Source organism: Streptomyces sp. S186 (genome assembly GCF_051603415.1).
GTDB lineage: Bacteria > Actinomycetota > Actinomycetes > Streptomycetales > Streptomycetaceae > Streptomyces.
This window is the reverse complement of record NZ_CP193932.1, coordinates 8,090,557-8,111,152: the sequence shown is the minus strand read 5'-3', so window position 1 is coordinate 8,111,152 and position 20,596 is coordinate 8,090,557. Positions and strand designations below refer to the sequence as shown.

The window sequence follows — 20,596 nt, the reverse complement described above, 5'->3', positions numbered from 1 at the left end:
CCCTGTTCCGCCACGCCTACACGTTTACGCGTTGCCGTTTACGTGTTGCCGTTGGCCTGGTGGTCGATGTCGAGGGTGAGTTGGAGAGCGTCCAGCGCGGTGACCGGTGCGATGTCGTTGTCCGCCTCGCCGCGCAGGCAGGCCAGGACGTGGTCGATCATCGCGGCGTACTGGTCGGCGGGCGGCAGATCCAACTCATGGGCACCGAAAGCGTTGTAGGAGGTGACGGTGCCGTTCGGTTTGCCGTCGAAACCCACCGATGAGGCCGCCTCCAGCACGCCATCGCTGAAGGTTGCGGTGTAGCCGCCGCGGGCGCCCCACGACATCGGCATCAGCGAGGAGACCGAGTCGCGGGCGACAGCGCCGTCGAAACCCAGGGTCGCCTCGACCGCGGCGCTGTCGCCGTCGCGCGCGACCGTCGTGACATCGACGCTGCGCGGGTGGCCGAGGGTGCGCGTGACGATGTCCATATCGCTGTGCATGGCCTCCAGCGGAAGCGTCTTGAGACCCAGCGAGACCCCAGGCCACAGGTGCGCGGTCCAGTTCCACAGCGTCAGCTGCTCCAGGCGGCCGTACGTGCCTGCGCGGACGGCGTCGAGCAGTGCTCGGTTGGCCGGGATGAACCGCTCGAACATGTCCACGAACACCTGCTTGCCGCTGCGCCCGGCGGCCTCCACCACTCGCCGGGCGTCGTCCATCGTGCCGGCGAGCGGCAGCTCGACCAGGGCGTTCCTGTCCGCGTCCAGCGCCCGCAGCGCGTACTCGGCGTGCAGCGGCACCGGCAGACAGATGTCGACCAGATCGAAGTCGTCCTCGAATGCCCGGTCCATGTCTGTGGACGAGGCGAACCCGAACTTCCCGGCGACCGCGGCGGTCTTGTCAGGATTCCGGCCGAACATCACCACATCGATGTCCCTGCGCGCGGTGTACACGGCGGCATGCGCCTGCCCGAATCCGGTGCCCAGCAATGCGATCTTCATGTGGTTCCTCTCCTCTTTGCTCTGTGTGGGACGTCAGGCGTCCGATCCGTTGACGGGTGCGGAGAACAGGCCGAAGCGGTTGCCGCGCGGGTCGATGATCCGGGCGTAGACCAGTCCGTCGGGGTTGGTGTCCGGCCCGAACTCGACGGTGGCGCCCAGCTCGGTGGCCTTGGCGGTGACGGCGGGCACGTCGGTGATCAGGAAGTCGGGCATCAGGTAGTCGACACCGTCCGCACCGAGGTCGTACCTGCCGCCCGACGGCCACTGGTTGCCGGTGAAGACGTTGGAGTACCGCTTGCCGCCGGCGCTGTCGTCGAACACGAACCGCCAGCCGAACGCCTGGCCGTAGAAGTCCTCAGTCGCCTGGGCGTCGGTGGTACCGACCTCGAACCAGGCATAGGAGCCAGGCACCGGCTTGCCCGGCATCTCCTGCATCTGCTCCTGTCCCCGTTCGGCGAACTCCCGCAGCCGCTCGGGCGTTTGGTTGGCCTGGAACAGCGAGAACGGCATGCCCGGTGCCATGATCCGCGCGTAGGTGACTCCGCCCACCGACGAGTCAGGGTCGACAGCGAAATCCCAGCCGAGCAGCGTGCCGTAGAAGTCCTGGACGGCCTGGCCCTCGGCAGTGCTGATCTCGAACCAGACGACGTTTCCCGGGTCCATGAAGCCCATGACGGCTCCTCCTCTTTCTCGTCAAACTTCTCTTCAAACTTCTTCAACAGAACGTTTTTGAATGGGCGTCATGTGCGGTCGCGCTTCACGCCACCGATCGCCGCAACCGGCGGGCGGGGCCGAGACTCCGCGCGGTACGGCTGCGGCCCCGCCGAACACCTCGACGCTAGAAGCCCAATAGGTCGGCGAACGTCCCTGCGGGTGCCGCGACCCGATCTGCTTCAGCGGACGAGCGCGGCGTCCCCGCCCGGCTCTGCCGCCTCCGCGGACTGCTTCTCGCCTGGCGCGCCGTTGGCAGCGTTCGCGCCCTTGCGCCCGGCCCTGCGCGGCACCGCGTACAGCAGCGCGAAGGCAGCGAGGAAGGCGGCGGCCACGTACGGCAGGGTGTGGGCGAAGGCGTCCGGCATCCTGGCGGCCCGGGTGACGAGGTTGCCGTCGCCGCCCAGGTGATTGAAGAAGATCACCGAGGACAGCGCGGTGCCGACTGCCTGGCCGAGCTGGGTGGTGGTGTTGTTCAGGCCGGAGGCCGAGCCGGCGTGCCGGTGCGGAACCTCGGAGAGGATGATGTCCGCCAGCGGCGCGACGATCAGGCCCATGCCGATGCCCATCGGCACCAGCGGCAGCATCGTCTGCCACAGCGCGATCTCCGCGCCGTAGTGGCCCGTCATCCAGGCGAACAGCACCATCCCGGCCGCGGCGATCAGTGCGCCCGCCTGGAGCACGGCGCGGCCGAAGCGCGGCACCAGCACCTGCATCGAGATCCCCGCGCCGGCCATCAGCAGCAAGGAGAGCGGCAGCCCGGACAGGCCCGCCTTCAGCGGCGAGAAACCCAGGCCGAGCTGGAGGTAGAGCGCCCAGGCAAGAAAGAACACTCCGGAGGCCAGTCCGAACAGCAGTTGCACGCCCAACCCGCCTGAGAAGCTCCTGCGGCTGAACAGGGTGAGCACCACCAGCGGGGAGCCGCCGCGGGCGATCACCCGCCGCTCGTAGGCGACGAACAGCGCGAGCACCGGCACCGAGGCCGCCATCATCACGTACGTCCACAGCGACCAACCCAGCTCGCGGCCCTGGATCAGCGGCAGGACGAGGAAGAGCAGACCGAGAGCGGACAGCAGCATCCCGCCCACGTCCAGCCTGGCTGCGTGCCCGTCCCTGGACTCGCGGATCAGCAGCGCGCCGGCAACCAGGCCGGCCACCCCCAGCGGCAGGTTGACCAGGAAGATCGGCCGCCAGCCCAGCCCGAACACATCGCCCTCGACCAGCAGCGCACCGACCAGCGGCCCGGCAAGCACCCCAGCGAGCTGACCGCCCCGAAGACCCCGAAGACCTTGCCGCGCTCCTCCTTGGGGAAGGTGACGTGGATGGTCGACAGCACCTGGGGCACCATCAGCGCGGCCGCCGCACCCTGCGCGATCCGGCCGACCAGCAGCACCTCGGGGGACCCGGCGATACCGCACACCAGCGAGGTGAGGGTGAATCCGGCGACGCCGGCGAGGAAGATCCGCCTGCGGCCGTAGAGATCACCCAGCCGCCCGCCGCTGATCAGGCCCAGCGCGAAGGCCAGGGCATAGCCGCCCACCACCCACTGGATCTGGGCGGTCGACGCCCCGGTGTCCTCCTGGATGTGGGGGACGGCGATATTGACGACGGTCACGTCGACCGCGTCCATGAAGGTCGCGAGGAGAAGGACGATCAGCGCAACCCACCGGCGGGGATCGGCCTGGCCCGTTGACTGTGTGGAATCTCCCGGCGCATTTCCAGTCAACGCCACAGAGGCTTTCGTGTCGCTTTGGTGAGTTGTGTTCTCAGGCATGCCTTCGACGCTAAGAACCCAATAGGTCACCCAACGACCTCAATGGCGGGCAGCCTGGACTGCCTGCACCGACCTGCCGCCCTCCCGGATGCCCCTCCCCTTCGACGGCGAGGAGGCCGTCGCCCTCGCCGCAGCCCTGCGCGCCGCCGCGACGGGTGCTGCCGGCACCGCAGAAGCCGCCGTCCGCGCCCTGACCAAGCTCGAACAGACCCTGCCCGCCCGCCTGCCTGCCTGCCCGACCAGATATCCACCATCCAACACTCCACCCCGGCGCGCGGCCGCCGGACGACCAGGCCGCGACCGGGCAGCACCCAGCGAACGGCCAGGCGGCGGACACCAGACAGACAAGGGACGAGCAACGCCCGGGGCCACCAGAACAGCCACGGCCGAACACGGCGGCCGAACAACGAACAGCGCGCAACGCGAGCCCGCAAGGCAGCGACCAACGAACGACGCCGCCGCGCGCTTGCCAGCTGCTGCCAGTGATCCAGCGTGGCAATCAACAGACGCGCATTCTTTGCAATGCGGCAGCTGGCAGCGCGGGCGATCTGGAGTCCGCGACAATCACGACCGTCCCATCACCGGAAGTCGGGACAGCGGCGGCCGGCACGGCCGCCCCAGGCGGAGTGGCTGTGGTCAGACAGAACTGCCTTAGTTCAGACAGGACTGCCTGAATGACGTGGCGATGACCAGCGGCCCAGTTCGCATCGGTGTCGATGTGCTCCGCCCAGAACCAGAGCCTCCCGCAGTGCCCACGCCACGGGCCCACACCCACGCTGTTCTGCCGACGGCGAAGACCGGCCCCACCAGGCTCAACGATCGCTACAGTCCAGCTTCATGACGACAGTCACAACACGCACGGTCGAGTACCCGGCCGACGGCCTGACGATGATCGGGCACCTCGCGCTCCCCGCCGGTGCCGACCGCCGGCCCGCGGTGCTACTCGGCCCGGAGGGCATGGGTCTCAGCGACGTCGAGCGCCAACGGGCCAATGCGCTAGCCGAGCTGGGATACGTGGCGCTGGCTTTCGACCTCCACGGCGGGCGCTATTTGGGCGACCCCGAGGAAATGCTCGCTCGTTGCATGCCGCTGCTCGCCGACCCTGACCGGATGCGGGGCATCGGCCACGCGGCGCTCGATGTGCTGCGCGCCGAACCACGGACCGACCCGGACCGGATCGCCGCCATCGGCTACGGCACCGGGGGCGCCATCGCGCTGGAACTCGGACGCGACGGCGTCGACCTGCGCGCGATCGGGACCATCAACGCACTGACCACAGGCCGACCGGGCGAAGCGAAGCACATCCGCTGCCCCGTGTGGGCCGGCGTCGGATCGGAAGACCCGATCATGCCGCCCACGCAACGAGACGCCTTCACCGCCGAAATGCAGGCCGCCGGCGTCGACTGGCGCCTCGCGGTCTACGGCGGCGCACTGCACGCCTTCCACCACCCACCGGTCGACCACGCCGCGCCCCCTGGCGTCGGCTACCACCCACGGCACGCGCAGCGAGCCTGGCGCGACATCGTCGACCTGCTCACCGAGTGCCTGTCACCCACAGCACAGCGCCCTCGGCACGCTGACGGGGGCACAGCTTCACAGCTTCCCGCAACAGCGTGACGGTCACGACCTGCATGTCCTGTCGCAGTGCATATGGCGAGGCAGGGTCCGCTGAACTCCAGCTGCCAAGTCGGTTGAGAACCGCGGCGCCCGCGGCGGCCGACGCCAAACCGGCCGTCGCGCCCGGCCAGGCCACCACGGCCCCGCCCTGAGCTGGCCGCGCCCCTACGAACCCGCCACCTGCCAGAAATACTGCTCAATCTCGCGGTCGCGGTGCCCCTTCTCGTCGGCGTCTCTGACGCCAACATCCACGACAGCAAAGGGCTGCATCCGATGGTCGCCGGCCACCAAACGAGACACGGCCCCCACCGGGGCCGGTGTGCGTTTCAAGCCCCAACGCCTGCACACGAACGAGGCGTACGGCACTCCTCACCTGCCGAAATGGCTCCAGGCAAGCGCATCGGCGTTCGCATCGCCCGCAAGAATCGAGCCCAACCAACGCTTGGGGCGGCGCCGTTGGGAGATCGAACGCACCATGTCCTGGCTGGGTGCCGCAGACTCAGCCCCCGCTACAAACGCGATGATCTCCGCAACTACCTCGCTTTTCTCGGACTCGCCGCAGCCCTCTGCTGCTACAAACGCTGTTCCACCTCACCACACAGGACACGGTGTAACACCTCCCAACGCCACTGTCAGGGCTCGTGTGCGAGCAGGTGGGCTAGACGGCGTCGAGCATGATGCGATACGCGCCCCGGGGCGCAGGGAGGCTCCGACGTCTCCGCCCAGGGCGAGCATCTCGCCGTAGTGGTCGGCGCAGAGGACGCCTTCGATGGCGACGTGAAATCCGCAGTTCAGGGCGTAGCGGGCGGTCAGGTCGATCAGGCCGATATTCGCAATCCGCCGGTTCATCAGCCGCGGACTGCTCACCGGGTTGAGCGCGAACCCGAACGGATCGCTGCTCCACCCAGGGCAGTCGGGGAGGTCTACCAGCTTGAGGATCTGACGAGTTGGTCGCCGCTGACACCCGCTCCGGCCGGACCAGTCAGCGCGAGAGGGCGCTGTGGTCATGCCGGTTCAACGAGCACCGCCCGGCCGGGCCATAGCTCTGAACGAGCGCCTGGCGACGCGGGTAAGCCGTCGCGGCGGAGAGCTTGCCCAGGAGCGCCTTCGGCTTCCTGCCGGGCGACGTTGTCAGCTTGGCAGGTTCCGCACATGGCCGGGTCGCCGGCCTCCCAGTCGTATCCACGTGCGGTGGTCTCCTCCCAACGCTGGTTAGCGGACCGTCGGACGGCCCGTGTTTCACAGGCGACCACGACAGACGGGAACGGCCACGGCGGTGACAGCTCGCTTCAGACCAAACCTCCTGGACCACGGCAGCACTCACCACCCCTGCCAGGATCCGAGCAGGCCCACCCACCGAGGTACGCGAGGAGCATGTAAGGAGCATGTACGGACTCACACGAGGTAGCCCACCACCGACGCACAAATGCTTGCCGGTCTGTCCGCATCACCAATTACCGTGACCCGGTCCGGGCCAGCGACATACATGCGCACCGGCGAGCCGAAATGGTGGTTTTGGCAACTTCCAAACGGATTCCCGTAGTCCAAGGGGTCGGAGACAGAGTAGACAGGGAGGTAAACGCGTGGGAACGTGGTTTGTTCGGTGGCATAGATTTCAAATGGTGCATGGTTCTCACTGACGGCCAAATAGCCCGAAACGTGTTCGACGACCAGCAGCTTTCCAGCGGGAACGGGATCCAAGTCCAGGGAGACCCTCGTATTCGGCCAGGTTGCCTTTACGCATTTGGACGAACTAAACGCTTGGATTGCCACAGATTCCACTCCGTCCAATCGATGCTGCTCTACAGGTCCAGTTCACTGTGGTAGGGGCCTGGTATCTGGCAGGTAGAATCAACGAAATGCGGCGGCACTCCGATCCTTGCTCACGGCGATACGGCTAATATCACTTCGCCCGACGCATCGGTATGCGCGAAGATCCTCTCAGCCGCGGGTGAGGCTCTTTAGCCGATCGTCGCGATGCAGTCGCGACGAAAGCCCTTCGCGGCGTGTCCGAGAGATCCCACTCAGACTTACACCCTCGGCTCACCCGGGACCTTCCGACTTAGGGGTCATCTCATTTGGTGAGTCTGCGATAGCAGATGAGGGTGCAGGCGATGCTGGTGAAGGCCAGAAAGTGGTGGGCCTTGCGTTCATAACGGCGATGGAGGCGGCGGCATCCTGCGAGCCAGGCCATGGTGCGTTCGATGGTCCAACGATGTCGTCCCAGCCGCTTGGAAGATTCGATGCCTTTGCGGGCGATGCGGTGCCGGATGCCGCGCCGGCGTAACCATCGGCGCAGGTGGTCGTAGTCGTAGCCCTTGTCGCCGTGGAGCTTGGCGGGCCGTCGTCGACGAGGGCCGCGGCGGGAGCGGATGGGCGGGATGCCGCGTACGAGCGGTTCGAGGGCCTGGCTGTCGTGCAGGTTCGCTCCGGAGATCCCGACAGAGAGGGGCAGTCCGGTCCGCTCGGTGATCAAGTGGATCTTCGAGCCGTACTTGCCCCGGTCCACAGGATTCGGACCTGTCAGTTCCCCCTTTTCAGGGCCCGCATGTTCACCGAGTCGATCGCACAGCGGGACCAGTCCAGTTCACCGCGGGAGCCGAGTTCGTCGAGGACCAGGCGATGGAGCTTCGCCCATACCCGGGCCTTTGACCACTCGGCGAAGCGCCGGTGAGCTGTGGCTCCCGACGGCCCGAACGAGGCGGACGGCAACTGCTGCCACGTGCAGCCCGACGTCGCCACGAACACGATCGCAGCCAGCACTTCCCGGTCGCCATGCCGGCGCCGGCCGCCACCCTGAGGCCGGACCGGCGCCTCCGGCACCACTCTCTGGAACAGCTCCCACAGCTCATCCGGCACCAGCCGCTCAATGATTCCCACGCCGACAGGCTACCGAGCCCACCAAATGAGATGACCTCTTAGCCAAACGGGTGCCTGTCGCTCCTACTGGTCCGCCCAGCCCCTTCCACCTCGGGGTCCCGGTGGGCGGGGTGGGGTAGGGGCTTCAGGTCCCGGATCACTCCGTGCGCGCGGGCTGGACCACGCTGCATACCAAGAAGTACTCATGGCGACTTAGCACTCCTGACAAAAATGGTGGGCTTGAGCTGGTCAGCGTCGGTGTCCTGCACGAGCCGCCGGGTATTGGGAGACAGTCAGCTGCGCAATCGCACGGATAAACCCGGTGACGTCGGCGGTCTTCTCGGGATACTGGTCGCCATGGATGAGGTCAAGCTCGTCGTCGCCCATTCCGAGCGCGCGACCCTGCGCGTCGGCGACGTGTTCCTGAAGGTGGATGCCGATCAGGCGCGCATCGACGTCGAGGTCGAGGCGATGGCCCTGGCGCCGGTCCCGACCCCGCAGGTCCTGTGGCGCAAGCCGCCCGTGCTCGCGATCGCCGCGGTCCCGGGGACGGCGCTTGGCCGGCTCGGCGAGCCGTCGACCGCGTCACCGGCGGCGTGGGCCATGGCGGGTGCCGCCATCCGGAAGCTGCACAATGCGCCATTGCCGCCCTGGCCCGGCCGGGGCGGTTGGGGCGGCCAGGGCCTCGACGAGTTGGCGGCGGCTCTCGACGGCGAGTGCGAGTGGCTCGTGACGAACGGCGTCCTGCCCGCCGACCTGGTCACACGCAACCGTCAGGTCGCCGAGGCCGCGCTCCGGCCGTGGACTCCGGTGTTCACCCACGGCGACCTGCAGATCACTCACGTCTTCGTCGACGGCGACGGCGACGGCGACGGCGACGGCGACGGCGACGAGATCACGGGCATCATCGACTGGTCCGAGGCGGGCCGGGGCGATGCCCTTTTCGACCTCGCGACCTTGACGCTCGGACATGAGGAGCACCTCGGCGACGTCGTCGCCGGCTACGGCACCGACGTCGATCTCGACGTAATCCGCGCGTGGTGGTCGTTGCGAAGTCTGCTGGCGGTTCGCTGGTTGGTCGAGCACGGCTTCGACCCGTTCGCGCCGGGCTGTGAGGTCGACGTGCTGAGATCCCGACTGTGAGGCTGCGCGGGCCCGACTACTGCGAGTGCGTTCTGACGCATCGACCAGGCCATCTCCGTAAAGCGCATCGCCCGCTCATGCTGCCTACCAACAAAGTCTGCCAACAAAGTGCGGTGCGGAGTCGTCGCCAGCAGATGGCGGCGCAGCCGAGGATGACGAACGGGTGGTGGATGTCCTCGCGGATCTCTCCCGGCGGATGCGCAGGCGGCGGAACCGGTGCAACAGCGCGATCACTCCTTCCACGCCCCAGCCGTACACGCCCAGGCCGGAGCCGTGCCCGGTGCCGCGCCGGGCGGTGTGCGGGGTGATCTGGAATCGGCGGACCTTGTCCCGGTAGACCTCGTGGTCATAGCCGTGGTCGGCGTACGGTGTTTGGGGCGGCGCAGTGGCTGGCCGCGCTTGCCGCGGATCGGCGGGACGGCCTGGATCAGCGGGATCAGTTGGTGACGTCGTTGCGGTTGCCGCCGGTGGTGATCGCGGCGAGCGGGATGCCGTGCGCCTCGACGAGCAGGTGGTGCTTACTGCCGGCCTTGCCCCGATCCACCGGGGAGGGACCGGTGGCCGGCCCGCCCTTCGTCGCACGGATGTGGCTGAAGTCGACCGTGAGACGGGAGAAGTCCAGCAGGTCTTCAGGCCGCAGCTCGGAGAGCAGCAGCTCTGGCGGACCGCCGCGCTGCAGGCCAGGCGCCTCCGGCGTCCCCTGCTCCGTACGCGCCCCCGGCTACCTCATCGTCCTCCTCCGCCCCGCCTGCCTGACGGCAGATCGCCGACGAAGCCACCGTCGCCTGGGGGAAGGCAGTACGCCTTCTGACGAGCCCGTCCCAGACCCCATGCACCCCGGTCCTCCCCGCCCAGGGCACACGGAGACCCACCATGCCCACCCCCTCCACAGACAGCGTCATCGAGCAGACATCCCTCCCCCGCACAGCGAGGACGCGGGTGCGCGGGCGGACCGCGGCGCACGGCCCAGGATCGGCCTGGCGTTCGCGGCGCTCGCCATCGTCCAGGCGACACCGATCTCATTCACTATCACCGTGACCTCGATTCCCCTGCTGGACATCGCTCGTGAGCCCACCAGCGGTGCCCGTCAGACCTGGCCTGGCGCTGGTCCAGGCCGCGTGGGGGCTGCCTACAACGGGCAGCTGCTGTTCGGCGGGCGGCTCGCGGACCGGTACGGCGGGCGTTGCGGCGCATGGCCGAGGCGATCGCTTCCCTCATCATGGACCCGCCGACCGTCTGCTACTTCGCGTACGACATCTCCGGGAAGCGTGGCGACGGGCCGTCCAGCAGGTGGTCGTCGTGGCCGCGCAGCCACCGGTCGAAGAACGAGGCCACGTACGCCCAGGTCGCGGCGACCGCCCGCTGTGGCCGTATGGTCCCGATGTCCGCCCTGACGATGGTTTCCGGTGCTGCGCCCTGACGGGCGAGTTGCGGCAGCAGGGCCGCGGCGTCGGTGTAGGAGCCGTGCTCGGAGTTCTTGAGTGTCACATCAGCGTGCCAGCCGCGGGAGTTCGTCCAGAATGCGTCCCAGGACGGCTGGTGGTGGTAGTCGCCGGAGTCCGCCGCTGACGTGCCCATCAGGAGGAACGGCCGGTCCACACCGTCCCGGGCCACGGAGCTCAGGTGGTGGCCCCTGCCGTCGGGGCCGCCGAAGTCCATGGTGCCGTCGAGGTTGACGCCGGCCTTGATACGCGGGTCATCGTGCATGGTCTGCGCGGCGGTGAAGCCGCCCGCCGAGTGCCCGGCCATCCCGATGCGGCCGAGGTCCATCATGTCGGCGAGCCCGGCCGGCAGCCCGGTGCGATGCCGGAGCCCCGGCAGCGCATCGAGCACGAAACGGGTGTCGGCCACGCGAGCGGCCATGGTCTTACGTTGCAGAGCGCCGATGTCAGCGCCGGGCTTCATCAGACCGGGCAGCACGGACTCGGCAAGGCGGCCTCCGGGGAACTGGACCTCGGATGCCTCGTAGGTGTGGTCGACGGTCACGACAACATAGCCACGCGAGGCGAGATCCTCCACTAGCCCGGTGTTCCAGGTCCGCGGATCGCCGGCGCCCGGGGAGTACAGCACCACCGGCCTCCGCCCGCCGCCACGTACGACGGGCGCGTTCTGCCGGGCCTGCGTCCCGGTCGCCGACCAGTCGGTCCGGCCCGCGGGCAGGTGGTAGTTGAACGACGCGGCCCCGTGCTTGCTCCCGAAGTGCGCCCCCGCGAGCGGCTCCATGTACGCGGCACGGACCGCGTGCGAGGCTCCGCGCTCGGCCGGATACCAGAAACTCACCATCAACTCGCGTGCCCCGCCTTGGAGCTGCCACGGATCCTGTCGCGAGTGGTCGGTGAGCTGGAGGGAAGTAGTCCCGACGGCATACGGCCCGGTGGGCGCGGGCAGCACGGCCTGCGCCTGCTTGCCGACGCCGCGGGGCGGGCGCTCCGCAGGGGCCGCGGCCTAAGGAGAACGGCCCGCCGCAGTCGTCATACGACGGAGCCAACCGGCAGGTGATACCCCGGTATGACATGGCCGCGCAGACGCGCCGAAGGTTGAGAAGAGCCCGCCTTGAAATCGGGGTGCTGTACGGCCTGCGGAGGCCGCCCGAGTAAATCCAATTGCGCAATAACCACAGGTCAGGGCCAGCCCCAGCGTGGCTCAAGAGGTAGCGATATTCATGTCGAGAGGGGGTACCCTGCGCTTGACGCATATAACTTGACGCTCAACACCACTGTGGGTTCAGAGGGCACCGACACCCGAGCCTTCTCTCTCCTCCTCGGCTCCCTCATGGCCACGCCACCGGCCACCCGCCTCCTGGCCCGCGCCGGCGAACGGGCGGCAGCCTGGGGGAGCCTGGCCCTGGCATGCGGGATCGCGTCGTACTGGGCCCTGTCCGACGGACAGAAGGACCCCTTCCTCTTCCAGGGCGGGCTCTTCCTCCACGCCCTGGCCGCCGCCCTGCTCATCGCCTGCCTCGCCCAAGCACCCCGTACTCCGGTGGGCCGCGTCTTCGCCGCGCCTCCCCTGCGCTGGTGCGGCCGGATCTCCTACAGCCTCTACCTGTGGCACTGGCCCATCTACCTGCTCCTGAGCGAGGAACGCCTCGGCATGACGGGCTGGAGCCGTACGGCCGTCATCCTCGCCGCCTCCCTCGCGGCCGCGTGGCTCTCCAAGGTCCTGATCGAGGACCCGATCCGGTTCCGGGCCCACTGGGCGAAGGGCCGCACCGGAGCCGCCGCCCTGCTGGCCACCTTCGCTGTACCGGCAGTCCTATGGACCCTCATCCCCGAGCCGCAGACCGGGGCCGGCACCGTCGACGTCACCCGACTCGTCACGACCGGAGCCCCGCCCCGGACCGGGGCCGTGAAGGGGCCGTTCGCCAAGCCGTAACGCCGTGATCAGCCCCTCAACAGCCCCCGAAGAGCCCTCTGAATACCGGCGCGGCCGACCAGCGGCCGACGCCGAGCAGTTCCCGACAAGTCAAGGAGATCCGCGTGTCCACACTGTGCACCACCCCTGCTCGTCGAGGCCCACGGAATGCCGTCCTGGTGACGGGAGCCCTCGCCACCGCCTTCCTCACCGGCATATCGCTGGTCGGCTCCCCCTCCCCGGCCCACGCCGACGACGGCAACACCTACTTCAAGACCGAGAAGGAAGTCACCGACTTCCTCGCCCAGAGCGCGCCCCTGAACCAGAACGAAGCCATCAAGGGCTACCCGGTCAACGGTCAGGACTCGCAGGAGGTCAAGCTCGCCGACGTCGAGAAGGTCTACTCGCACGACCAGGCGCTGAAGGACGCCCCGTCCAAGCTGGGCAGCGGATTCGACCTCGCACAGCCCGCCCCCACCGAGCACGGTCCCTCCCTCACCACCGAGGGCCCCGACATCCGCAGGAGCAGCAGCGACGACAAGGAGCCGTGGCTGAGCAACTGGGACGCCAAGTCGATGTGCGGCCAGCCCGGCCACAACCCCGGCGGCGACCCGATGCCCTGCGGCTTCGTCGGCGTCCTCGACCAGAAGTACCCGGTCATGCAGACCTCGTCAGGGGTGATGGGCAAGGCGTCGTTCGACTACAAGTTCGGAGCCATGATCGGCCAGGACACCAGCCAGACCAGTGGCTGGTCCGTCGGCGGAAAGGTCACCTCGGAACTGAGCACCCCTGGCGGGCCGGGCGGCGGCAAGGCCGGAACGGAGCTCAACTTCACCTACAGCGAGTCGACCACCACCAACAAGTGGACGAGCATGGTGGAGCAGACCAACAAGTACGAGGTCCCCGACGGCGTGAACGGCTGGGTCGAGGGGCGCGCCAACGGCGGTAGGTACAGGGGCCGGGCCGACGAGAAAGCGGCTCGCCCCGCTCTGGCTGCGTGATGGGCTTTTGCGCAGCCTGTGAGCGCCTTCTGTTACGAATCCGCCGAACTGCCGAGATCCAGCGCACATAGCTTCATCCACACCTTGACCGTCAAGAGCGGGCAAGGCGCGTCAATCGGACAAGTGCAAAGGACTCCTCCAGTGGCCATCCTTCACCGACGTAACCTCGCACGTACCACCGCGACGGCGGCCCTTCTCGGCTCCGCGCTGCTCCTGCCCACGGCGGCTGCCTTCGCCGACAGCCCGGTCGCGCCGGTGACCGGCTCGTCCGATGCCCCCTCTTACCCGGCGGACAAGCCCGCTCCGAGCGTGCCGGACAAGCCCGAGTCGGGTGCGCCCTCTTACCCGGCGGACAAGCCCGCTCCGAGCGTGCCGGACAAGCCCGAGTCGGGTGCGCCCTCTTACCCGGCGGACAAGCCCGTCGAGAAGCCGGCACCGTCGGTGTCGCCGCAGAAGCCGGAGAAGAAGCCCGGCAAGCCTGCGGAGGCCCTGAAGATCATGAAGAAGGAGGCCGGCAACGGCAGCATCACCTACACGCTGAGCTCCGGCGACAAGGCCATACTGTCCTGGGTCAACGGCTCCCCCAGCGCCAAGCTGACGGGCGGCGGGGCCGAAGGCCACCTCAGCTTCCCCAACGGCGAGAAGGAGCTGGTCTCGAAGACCGGCGTGACGTTCTCCCTGTTCATCCCCGCCACCGGCAAGGAGCAGCCGCGAGTGGAGGCCAAGAAGGGCAAGGACACGGTCTCGCTGGCGTTCCCGGCCGAGTCCGCCTCCGGCAAGGCTGACAAGGGCAAGGGCGCCGGCAGCAAGGGCCAGGGCAAGACCGTCCCGAAGGGCGGGGTCAAGGCCGGTGCCGAGGGCGTTCAGCAGGGTGACGGCACCCTGCTGATGGCAGGTGGTGGCGCTGCCGCCGCGACTGCCGCGGGGCTGGGCTTCGCCGCGCTGCGCCGCCGCACGGCCGACTCCCGCATCTGACCGGTCTGACCCAGCGTCAATGGTCTGACCAGCGTCAGGCGTTTCCGGTGCCGGGGCCGAGCCGGGTCTCCGCTCGACCGCGGCTGCCCCGGCACCGGAACGTCCTGCTACCCGCTGCGTCACCTCTCCTTTTCTTCCAGCCAACTTCTTCTCTTTCCAGGCAACTTCTTCTTCCAGGCATCCCCTTCACGTCTCTCCCAGGCGCCCCTTCTACGTCGTTGGAGTCCTCGTGCGTCCCTCCGCCCCACCTCGTCTCGGCCGCCTCGCTGCCGCCGGCTCCCTCGCGCTCGCTCTCAGCGGTGGCCTGGCGGCCTGCAGCAGCGGTGATCAGCCCGCCCCCGATGTGAAGGTCGCCAACAGCGCCGCGCCGGGCCCGGACCGGGCGGGAACGCCGATGAAGCCCTCCAAGCCCACCCGCCTCCAGATCCCCTCCGCAGGCGTCGACGCCGGTCCGGTGCTGCCGCTGAACGTGGACAGCACGGGCGAACTGGGCGTCCCCCCGGTCGACAAGGCGGACCAGGCCGGCTGGTACGCCGGGGGTGTCACACCAGGCGAGAAGGGCCCGGCGGTGCTGGTCGCCCACTACGACACCGCCAAGGGCCCGGCCCTGATGAAAAACATCAAGAACGTCAAGGTCGGCGACACCATCAAGGTCGGCCGCGCGGACGGCACCACCGCCACCTTCAAGATCCGCGAGATCCAGCAGGTCGACAAGAAGAAGTTCCCCACCGGCAAGGTGTACGGCGACACAGGCGGTCCCGAGCTGCGCCTGCTCACCTGCGGCGGCCCGATCGTGAACGGCCACCGCGCCGACAACATCATCCTCTACGCCAATCTCGCCCAGTAGCCTCGGCAGCCTCGGCCCACAGCCGGCCCGAGCCCCGCAGCACCGCTCGGCCGAAGGCTACCGACGGGTCACTTTGTGCTTGTTAGGCTCCTTATTGGCGCGCTCACGCCTCAGCCCTCCCGTACCGCTCCCGTGCCCCTTCCCCTTCCGCTTCCCTTTCGACGTTGTTCGACGTTGCACGAGCGTTACGGAACGTCCGGCCAGCTGTGACGTGAGAGCGGCCCCAGTGCCGAGTGGGGGAACGAAGGTAAAGGCCGTCCCATTCGCGCAGAACACGGCAAGGAATCACCGCATGCGCCTCTCAAAGCTCTCCGTGGCGGTCGGGGCAGCACTCGCTGCTGCTGTCCTGGCCGGGTGCGGGGACACCACCTCGGTGGTGGATGCCGGAGCGACCGCCGGCGCACCGCCGCTGCCGGTGACGCTGTGGGACGTGACCCCCAAGCCGCCCGCCTCCCCACCGCCCTCGGTTGCTCCGTACCGGCCCGACCCCCTGCCGGGTCTCATGCTGCCGCCAGGCGGCGACCTGCGGAGCGTGAGTGCGCGGGACGTGATCGCGAAGGACCCGAGCGTGGGCCGGGAGATGAAGCAGTCCGTGGAGCGCTGCAAGCCGGGCTCCGGGTGCGGACTGCGCCACCCCGAACTGCGGGACCTCACCGGGGACGGCAGACCGGAACTCCTCGTGCTCATCGACCCCGACCCACGCCTCCAGCCGACCGACGGGATCAGCCCGGAGCTCACCACCGATCTCTACGTCTACTGGTCGGACGGAAGCCGCGTCTATCCGATCCTCGCGCTGGGCATGCAGGGGAAGAACCAAGTGGATCTCCAGGAGCGGGACCTCGTCATCCGCCAGACCCGCGACCCGGACTGGCCCGGCGGCCTCCGGCAGGTCACCACCGACCGCTACCGCTGGAACCCCGAACTGCGCCAGCTGGAGCTGCACTCCACAGTGACCACCCCCATGTCCAGCACGCCACCCCCGAAGAAACCCTCGCCCTCGCCCTCGTCCGCAAAGCAGCCGTCACCGAAGCAGCCGTCCTCCCACACCGTGAAAGCAGCGCCCGACACGCCATGAGCACACCCCCGGCACACCCCCCGGAATCCGCCCCGCGCGTCCTGGTCGTCGAGGACGACGACGTGATCCGCGAGGCCACCACGGTCTCCCTCAACCGCCTCGGCTTCGACGTCACCTCCGTCGCCGACGGCGCCTCGGCCCTGGCCCGTTTCAAAGCCGAGGCACCGGACGCGGTGGTCACCGATGTGATGCTGCCGGAGCTGGACGGGGTGAGCCTGACCCGCTCGATCCGCGAGCAGAGCACCGTCCCGGTGCTGATGATCTCGGCGCGGGGCGACGACATCGACGTCATCGCGGGCCTTGAGGCCGGTGCCGATGACTACGTCACCAAGCCGTTCCGTGCCAATGTGCTCGCGGCCCGGCTGCGCGCGCTGATGCGGCGGGCCGCCCTGCCTCCGTCCGCGGACGCAGGACGGGCCCCGGAACCGGTGGCGCCCGCCCCGCCACGCGACATCCGCCGCGTCGGCGACCTGGAGCTGGACGCCGAGACGATGGAGGTGCGGGTCGCCGGGGAACTGCTGCCGATCACCCCGACGGAGCTGCGCGTACTCCTTGAGCTGACCTCGGCCCCGGGCAGGGTGCTCAGCCGGGAGACCCTCCTGAAGGAGGTCTGGGACTACGCCTGGGGTGGCGACACCCGGGTGGTCGACGTCCACATCCAGCGGCTCCGCGCCAAGATCGGGCACGAGCGCATCGTGACGGTCCGGGGCTTCGGCTACAAGATCGTCGGCTGACCCGGTATGCCTGGCAGCCTGCCCCGTCCCGGCGTGCCCGCCGGCTCCACCGGTGCGACGAGCCGCCGCCGCGAGAAGCCCGGCGGCAGGAAAGCCGGCGACGGCGCGAAGTCCGACGGCGGTGTGAAGTCCGGCGGCAGCCTCCACTGGCGGGTCGCCGCCCTCATCGCCGCCGTGGCCTGCGTGCTGGCCGCCGCACTGGGCGCGCTCACCACCGTGACCGCCTCCGACCAGCGCCTGGACCTCAACCGCAGCATCGTTCTCGGCCGTCTGGAACAGGCACTCAACACCTACGCGCAGACCTCCGCCGTCACCGGCGACAACGTCGCACTCGACGCCCCGGGACTGCCACCCGAACTCGCCCGGCGCGTCTCCGACGGCCGTCTGGCCACCCAACTCGTCAACGGTCCCAACGGTCCCGTCCTGTGGGCGGCAGCGGGCATCGGCTCGCGCACCCTGTCCGTACGCAGCGACTACAGCCTGGAACGCAACGCCGACGACCGCTTCGCCCGCACCACCATCGCGCTGGCCGCCGGCAGCGCCACCGTCATCTCCCTCGTCGGCCTCCTGCTCGCCAAACCGCTCAGCGCCCGGGTACGCAGGGTCTCGGCGACCGCCCGCACGATCGCCGACGGCCGCCTCGACGCCCGTATCGGACGCATCCGCGGCTCCCGCGAACTCACCGAACTCGCCACATCCGTCGACCAGATGGCCGCCGCCCTCCAGGACCGGCTCCGCGCCGAGCAGCGGTTCGCCGCCGACGTCACCCACGAACTGCGCACCCCCGCTGCCGGCCTGCTCGCCGCCGCCGAGATCCTGCCCGACTCCCACGAGGCCGACCTCGTACGCGACCGGGCCGAGGCGCTGTGCGGCCTGATCGAGGACCTGCTCGAAGTCTCCCGGCTCGACGCAGACGTCGACACCGCCCACCTCGAACCCCACCACCTCACCGAAGTACTCCAGCGGGCCATCGCCTCCACCGCCCTCCCCGCCCGCCTCGACGTGGTGGACGACACCGCCGTACTGACCGAGCCGCGCCGCCTGGAACGCATCGTCGCCAACCTCCTTGCCAACGCCCACCGGCACGGACACCCCCCGGTCACCGTCACCCTCCAACGGGGCACGGTCACCGTCCGGGACCACGGCCCCGGCTACCCGCCCGGCCTGCTCGCCGAAGGGCCCCGCCCCTTTCGTACCGGCGCCCCCGAACGCGGCAAGGGCAGCGGCCTCGGCCTCACCATCGCCCTGGGCCACGCCCACCTCATCAAAGCCCGGCTGACCTTCACCAACGCCCCCGACGGCGGAGCCCAGGCCGTCCTCACACTCCCGCTCGACGCCGAGGGTTGACGGGACCGTCTCCCCGCGCGGTCGCCCCTGCCGAGTCGCTGACCGTGCAACAGCCCCGGCCTGCGCAGACGCGTTGGGCGTTCCGGGATCACCCGCGACGTCGTATCGCCGAACCGGCTGCGACAGTCCGCCTCTTCCCGCTCTCTGAGGTCATCGAAATCCTCGACCTGCTGCGCGCCCTCGGCGTCAGCGAGCGGATGGTGCGCGTCGAACGCACTCCTGGACCAGACTGGTGGCCCTGATATCGAAATCGGTGCAGGAATGGGAAGCGGGCAAGGGAATAGCGCTCGCCGACCCGGAGTTCGGGCGTCTCGCGATTCGAGGTGACGGACGATCAGGCTACCCGGCCGTGACTTGCGAGCGCCCAACTCGGCGCATTAATCGGTCCGTTGTGGCACTCGAATGGCACGCGACCCCAAAAGGGCGAGGCAGCAAACGAACAAGGCCCAGAGTGTCGATCTGGCCTTTGCTCTGGAGCGGGTGACGGGAATCGAACCCGCACTCTGAGCTTGGGAATCAGGGGGCCTTCCGCCGCCCAATGACTTCCTGACCTGAGAAGACGCCCCCTTGCTCCATCTGGGACGAGAGTGGCGCGGCGGCCGGATTTGCCACCGAACAGGCTTGCGCTGCAGCTGAGGGCTCTGCTCGGCGGGTGCGTGCAAGGACGGTTCGAAGTCGGCATTGCTGCCGCAAGTGGTGTGTTGTCCTGCAAGGCTGGGCGGCGTGACGTACGCAGCGACAGTGGATACACAGATCGCGAGCGGCGCTCCGGAGATGGACAAGCTGCAGCGGGTCGGTGCCGGGGCGCTTCTGGAGCAGGGTGTCGACTCGGTCGAGTCGATCGACGGTCCGGACGGTGTGGAAGTGGAGATCGCCGACACGTGGGTGGGCGTCCATCCCGGCGGTGTATCAGTGAAGGTGTTCGTGGACGCGCCGGCGCTGAAGTTCGCCGAGGAGGCGGTCCATGCCCTGGTGGAGGAGCTGCTGGAACGCTCGGAGCTGCTCGCCGACTGGACGGTCGAGCGGTGCGAGGTCGAGCTGCACCCCGACCTCGCGAAGGAGAGCCTGGAGGCGGCCGACGGCCCGGATACCCCGCCGGACCAGATCCTTCGGCCCTGCCTGTGCCGGCGTGGCTCGCTTTTCGGTATGCATGGCAATTGCTGGAGCGCAGGAAAGCGGTCGCGTGTGGCCGACCGTCTACTGCTGCGGCAGTGGCGCGGGGCGGGGGTACCGGAGTCCGGCACCCCCGCCCCGCGGTTCAGCCGGCGGCTGTGCGTCGGTCTGCGCGCAGTGCGCGGCGCCGCACGGCCTGGAGCTGTCGCTGGTGTTCCTCGGCGGTGACCGGTCGCAGCTCGGGTACGGGCCGGGGTGCGCCGTGCTCGTCGATGGCGACGAACGTCAGGTGGGCGGTGGCTACTTCGGCGGTGGGCCCGGAGGCGTTCCACCGCTCGGCGGTGGCGCGCACGCCGACGTCCATGGAGGTGCGTCCCGCGTATTCGACGCTTGCGTGGACGCTCAGCAGGTCGCCTGCATGGACGGGAGTGAGGAAGGTCATCCGGTCGACGGAGACGGTCACGGCGGGTGCGCCGGCGTGCCGTCCGGCGGCGGCCGCGGCGGCGTCGTCGATGAGTTTCATGATGACGCCGCCGTGGATGGTGCCGTACAGGTTGGTGTCGTGCTCGCTCATGATGTGGGCGAGGGTCACCTGTGAGTCGGCCGGGGCCTTGTGGGCCGGGCCGGTGGTGATGCGGTCCATGGTTCGACGGCTTTCAGTTCTTGGTGGAGAGCTGGTGGGGGACGTGCCGGGCTGCCGCGGTCATCCGTTCCATGGCCGGGCGGACCTCGGCCCAGGAGCGGCTCTTCAGACCGCAGTCCGGATTGATCCACAGCCGGTCGCCGGTCGGTCCCTCGCCCGCACCGGCCTCGGCGGGCTGCTGGCAGTTGGTGCTGCGCGGCACGGGCGCGGTCCGATGGAGTTCGGCGGCGCCGACGCGGTCCTGCCAGTAGCCCTCGATCGCGTTCCTCAACTCCCGGCGCGGGCCCTGGCGGGGGTAGCCGTACACGGTGGCGCGTGTCGCCGCGGCCGCGGACTTGGCTGTCACAAGACTCTCCTGCGCGAGCTCTTGGTGGAGCGACCCCGGGACGTGACGAAGGCGCGAAGGACGGCAGGCCGGGCGGG

The 20,596-nt window shown here is 69.1% G+C and carries 17 protein-coding genes and 4 pseudogenes; 11 read left to right on the top strand and 10 right to left on the bottom strand.

The annotated features are described in order from the left end of the window. Positions 1-38: 38 nt before the first annotated feature. From ACRAS8_RS35210 to ACRAS8_RS35200, 3 genes and pseudogenes are all read right to left on the bottom strand, one after another. Positions 39-980: a Gfo/Idh/MocA family protein gene (locus ACRAS8_RS35210; protein ID WP_438490093.1), complete on the bottom strand. Its 942-nt coding sequence runs from the start codon at positions 978-980 to the stop codon at positions 39-41. 33 nt (positions 981-1,013) lie between these two features. Further along, entirely contained in the window at positions 1,014-1,652 is a 639-nt protein-coding gene (locus tag ACRAS8_RS35205; protein WP_438490092.1) for a VOC family protein, read from the bottom strand. Between the two features lie 221 nt (positions 1,653-1,873). Then, positions 1,874-3,465 (bottom strand): annotated as a pseudogene (locus ACRAS8_RS35200) (MFS transporter). Positions 3,466-4,302: 837 nt separating this feature from the next. Between ACRAS8_RS35200 and ACRAS8_RS35195 the strand changes: the two are divergent. Both ACRAS8_RS35195 and ACRAS8_RS35190 read left to right on the top strand, forming a co-directional pair. Then, positions 4,303-5,082 carry a dienelactone hydrolase family protein gene (locus ACRAS8_RS35195; protein ID WP_438490091.1) on the top strand — a complete coding sequence of 260 codons (780 nt, stop codon included), beginning with the start codon at positions 4,303-4,305 and terminating at the stop codon, positions 5,080-5,082. A 210-nt stretch (positions 5,083-5,292) separates the two neighbouring features. After that, positions 5,293-5,664: pseudogene (locus ACRAS8_RS35190) on the top strand (transposase); the annotation flags it as partial. Positions 5,665-5,808: 144 nt separating this feature from the next. On the opposite strand, the pseudogene ACRAS8_RS35185 reads toward ACRAS8_RS35190, so the two are convergent. From ACRAS8_RS35185 to ACRAS8_RS35175, 3 genes and pseudogenes are all read right to left on the bottom strand, one after another. Further along, positions 5,809-5,916 (bottom strand): annotated as a pseudogene (locus tag ACRAS8_RS35185) (kinase); the annotation flags it as partial. Between the two features lie 561 nt (positions 5,917-6,477). Further along, complete coding sequence (locus ACRAS8_RS35180; RefSeq protein ID WP_438490090.1) at positions 6,478-6,783, bottom strand: hypothetical protein; 306 nt, start codon at positions 6,781-6,783, stop codon at positions 6,478-6,480. 373 nt (positions 6,784-7,156) lie between these two features. Further along, a protein-coding gene (locus tag ACRAS8_RS35175; protein WP_438490684.1) for an IS5 family transposase occupies positions 7,157-7,956 on the bottom strand; the annotation gives its coding sequence in 2 pieces (ribosomal slippage) (positions 7,157-7,618 and positions 7,621-7,956; 798 coding nt in all). 342 nt (positions 7,957-8,298) lie between these two features. Between ACRAS8_RS35175 and ACRAS8_RS35170 the strand changes: the two genes are divergently transcribed. Then, the gene (locus ACRAS8_RS35170; protein ID WP_438490089.1) at positions 8,299-9,084 is read left to right on the top strand and encodes a phosphotransferase family protein; all 786 of its coding nucleotides are present in this window, start codon (positions 8,299-8,301) and stop codon (positions 9,082-9,084) included. Between the two features lie 112 nt (positions 9,085-9,196). On the opposite strand, the pseudogene ACRAS8_RS35165 reads toward ACRAS8_RS35170, so the two are convergent. Further along, positions 9,197-9,742 (bottom strand): annotated as a pseudogene (locus ACRAS8_RS35165) (transposase); the annotation flags it as partial. A 581-nt stretch (positions 9,743-10,323) separates the two neighbouring features. Next, positions 10,324-11,475: an alpha/beta hydrolase family protein gene (locus ACRAS8_RS35160; protein WP_438490088.1), complete on the bottom strand. Its 1,152-nt coding sequence runs from the start codon at positions 11,473-11,475 to the stop codon at positions 10,324-10,326. 327 nt (positions 11,476-11,802) lie between these two features. On the opposite strand from ACRAS8_RS35160, the gene ACRAS8_RS35155 reads away from it, so the two are divergent. The 8 genes from ACRAS8_RS35155 to ACRAS8_RS35120 all read left to right on the top strand — a co-directional run bounded on the left by ACRAS8_RS35155 (position 11,803) and on the right by ACRAS8_RS35120 (position 19,758). Beyond that, entirely contained in the window at positions 11,803-12,459 is a 657-nt protein-coding gene (locus ACRAS8_RS35155; protein ID WP_438490683.1) for an acyltransferase family protein, read from the top strand. A 104-nt stretch (positions 12,460-12,563) separates the two neighbouring features. Further along, the gene (locus ACRAS8_RS35150) at positions 12,564-13,439 is read left to right on the top strand and encodes a hypothetical protein (RefSeq protein WP_438490087.1); all 876 of its coding nucleotides are present in this window, start codon (positions 12,564-12,566) and stop codon (positions 13,437-13,439) included. Between the two features lie 141 nt (positions 13,440-13,580). Then, positions 13,581-14,414 carry a hypothetical protein gene (locus ACRAS8_RS35145; protein ID WP_438490086.1) on the top strand — a complete coding sequence of 278 codons (834 nt, stop codon included), beginning with the start codon at positions 13,581-13,583 and terminating at the stop codon, positions 14,412-14,414. 229 nt (positions 14,415-14,643) lie between these two features. Further along, positions 14,644-15,261 carry a class F sortase gene (locus tag ACRAS8_RS35140; protein WP_438490085.1) on the top strand — a complete coding sequence of 206 codons (618 nt, stop codon included), beginning with the start codon at positions 14,644-14,646 and terminating at the stop codon, positions 15,259-15,261. 292 nt (positions 15,262-15,553) lie between these two features. After that, positions 15,554-16,336, top strand: coding sequence for a hypothetical protein (locus tag ACRAS8_RS35135; RefSeq protein WP_438490084.1), 783 nt, complete (start codon positions 15,554-15,556; stop codon positions 16,334-16,336). Beyond that, complete coding sequence (locus ACRAS8_RS35130) at positions 16,333-17,070, top strand: response regulator (protein WP_438490083.1); 738 nt, start codon at positions 16,333-16,335, stop codon at positions 17,068-17,070. The genes ACRAS8_RS35135 and ACRAS8_RS35130 overlap by 4 nt, the downstream gene beginning before the upstream one ends. A 6-nt stretch (positions 17,071-17,076) precedes the next feature. Continuing rightward, entirely contained in the window at positions 17,077-18,417 is a 1,341-nt protein-coding gene (locus ACRAS8_RS35125) for an ATP-binding protein (protein WP_438490082.1), read from the top strand. Between the two features lie 741 nt (positions 18,418-19,158). Continuing rightward, positions 19,159-19,758: a hypothetical protein gene (locus ACRAS8_RS35120; protein ID WP_438490081.1), complete on the top strand. Its 600-nt coding sequence runs from the start codon at positions 19,159-19,161 to the stop codon at positions 19,756-19,758. Here ACRAS8_RS35120 and ACRAS8_RS35115 read toward each other — a convergent pair. Further along, positions 19,676-20,173, bottom strand: coding sequence for an acyl-CoA thioesterase (locus ACRAS8_RS35115; protein WP_438490080.1), 498 nt, complete (start codon positions 20,171-20,173; stop codon positions 19,676-19,678). The two genes, ACRAS8_RS35120 and ACRAS8_RS35115, sit on opposite strands and share 83 nt — an antisense overlap. Before the next feature lie 13 nt (positions 20,174-20,186). After that, on the bottom strand, positions 20,187-20,519 hold the full coding sequence (locus tag ACRAS8_RS35110) for a hypothetical protein (RefSeq protein WP_438490079.1): 333 nt from the start codon (positions 20,517-20,519) through the stop codon (positions 20,187-20,189). Positions 20,520-20,596 lie beyond the last annotated feature (77 nt).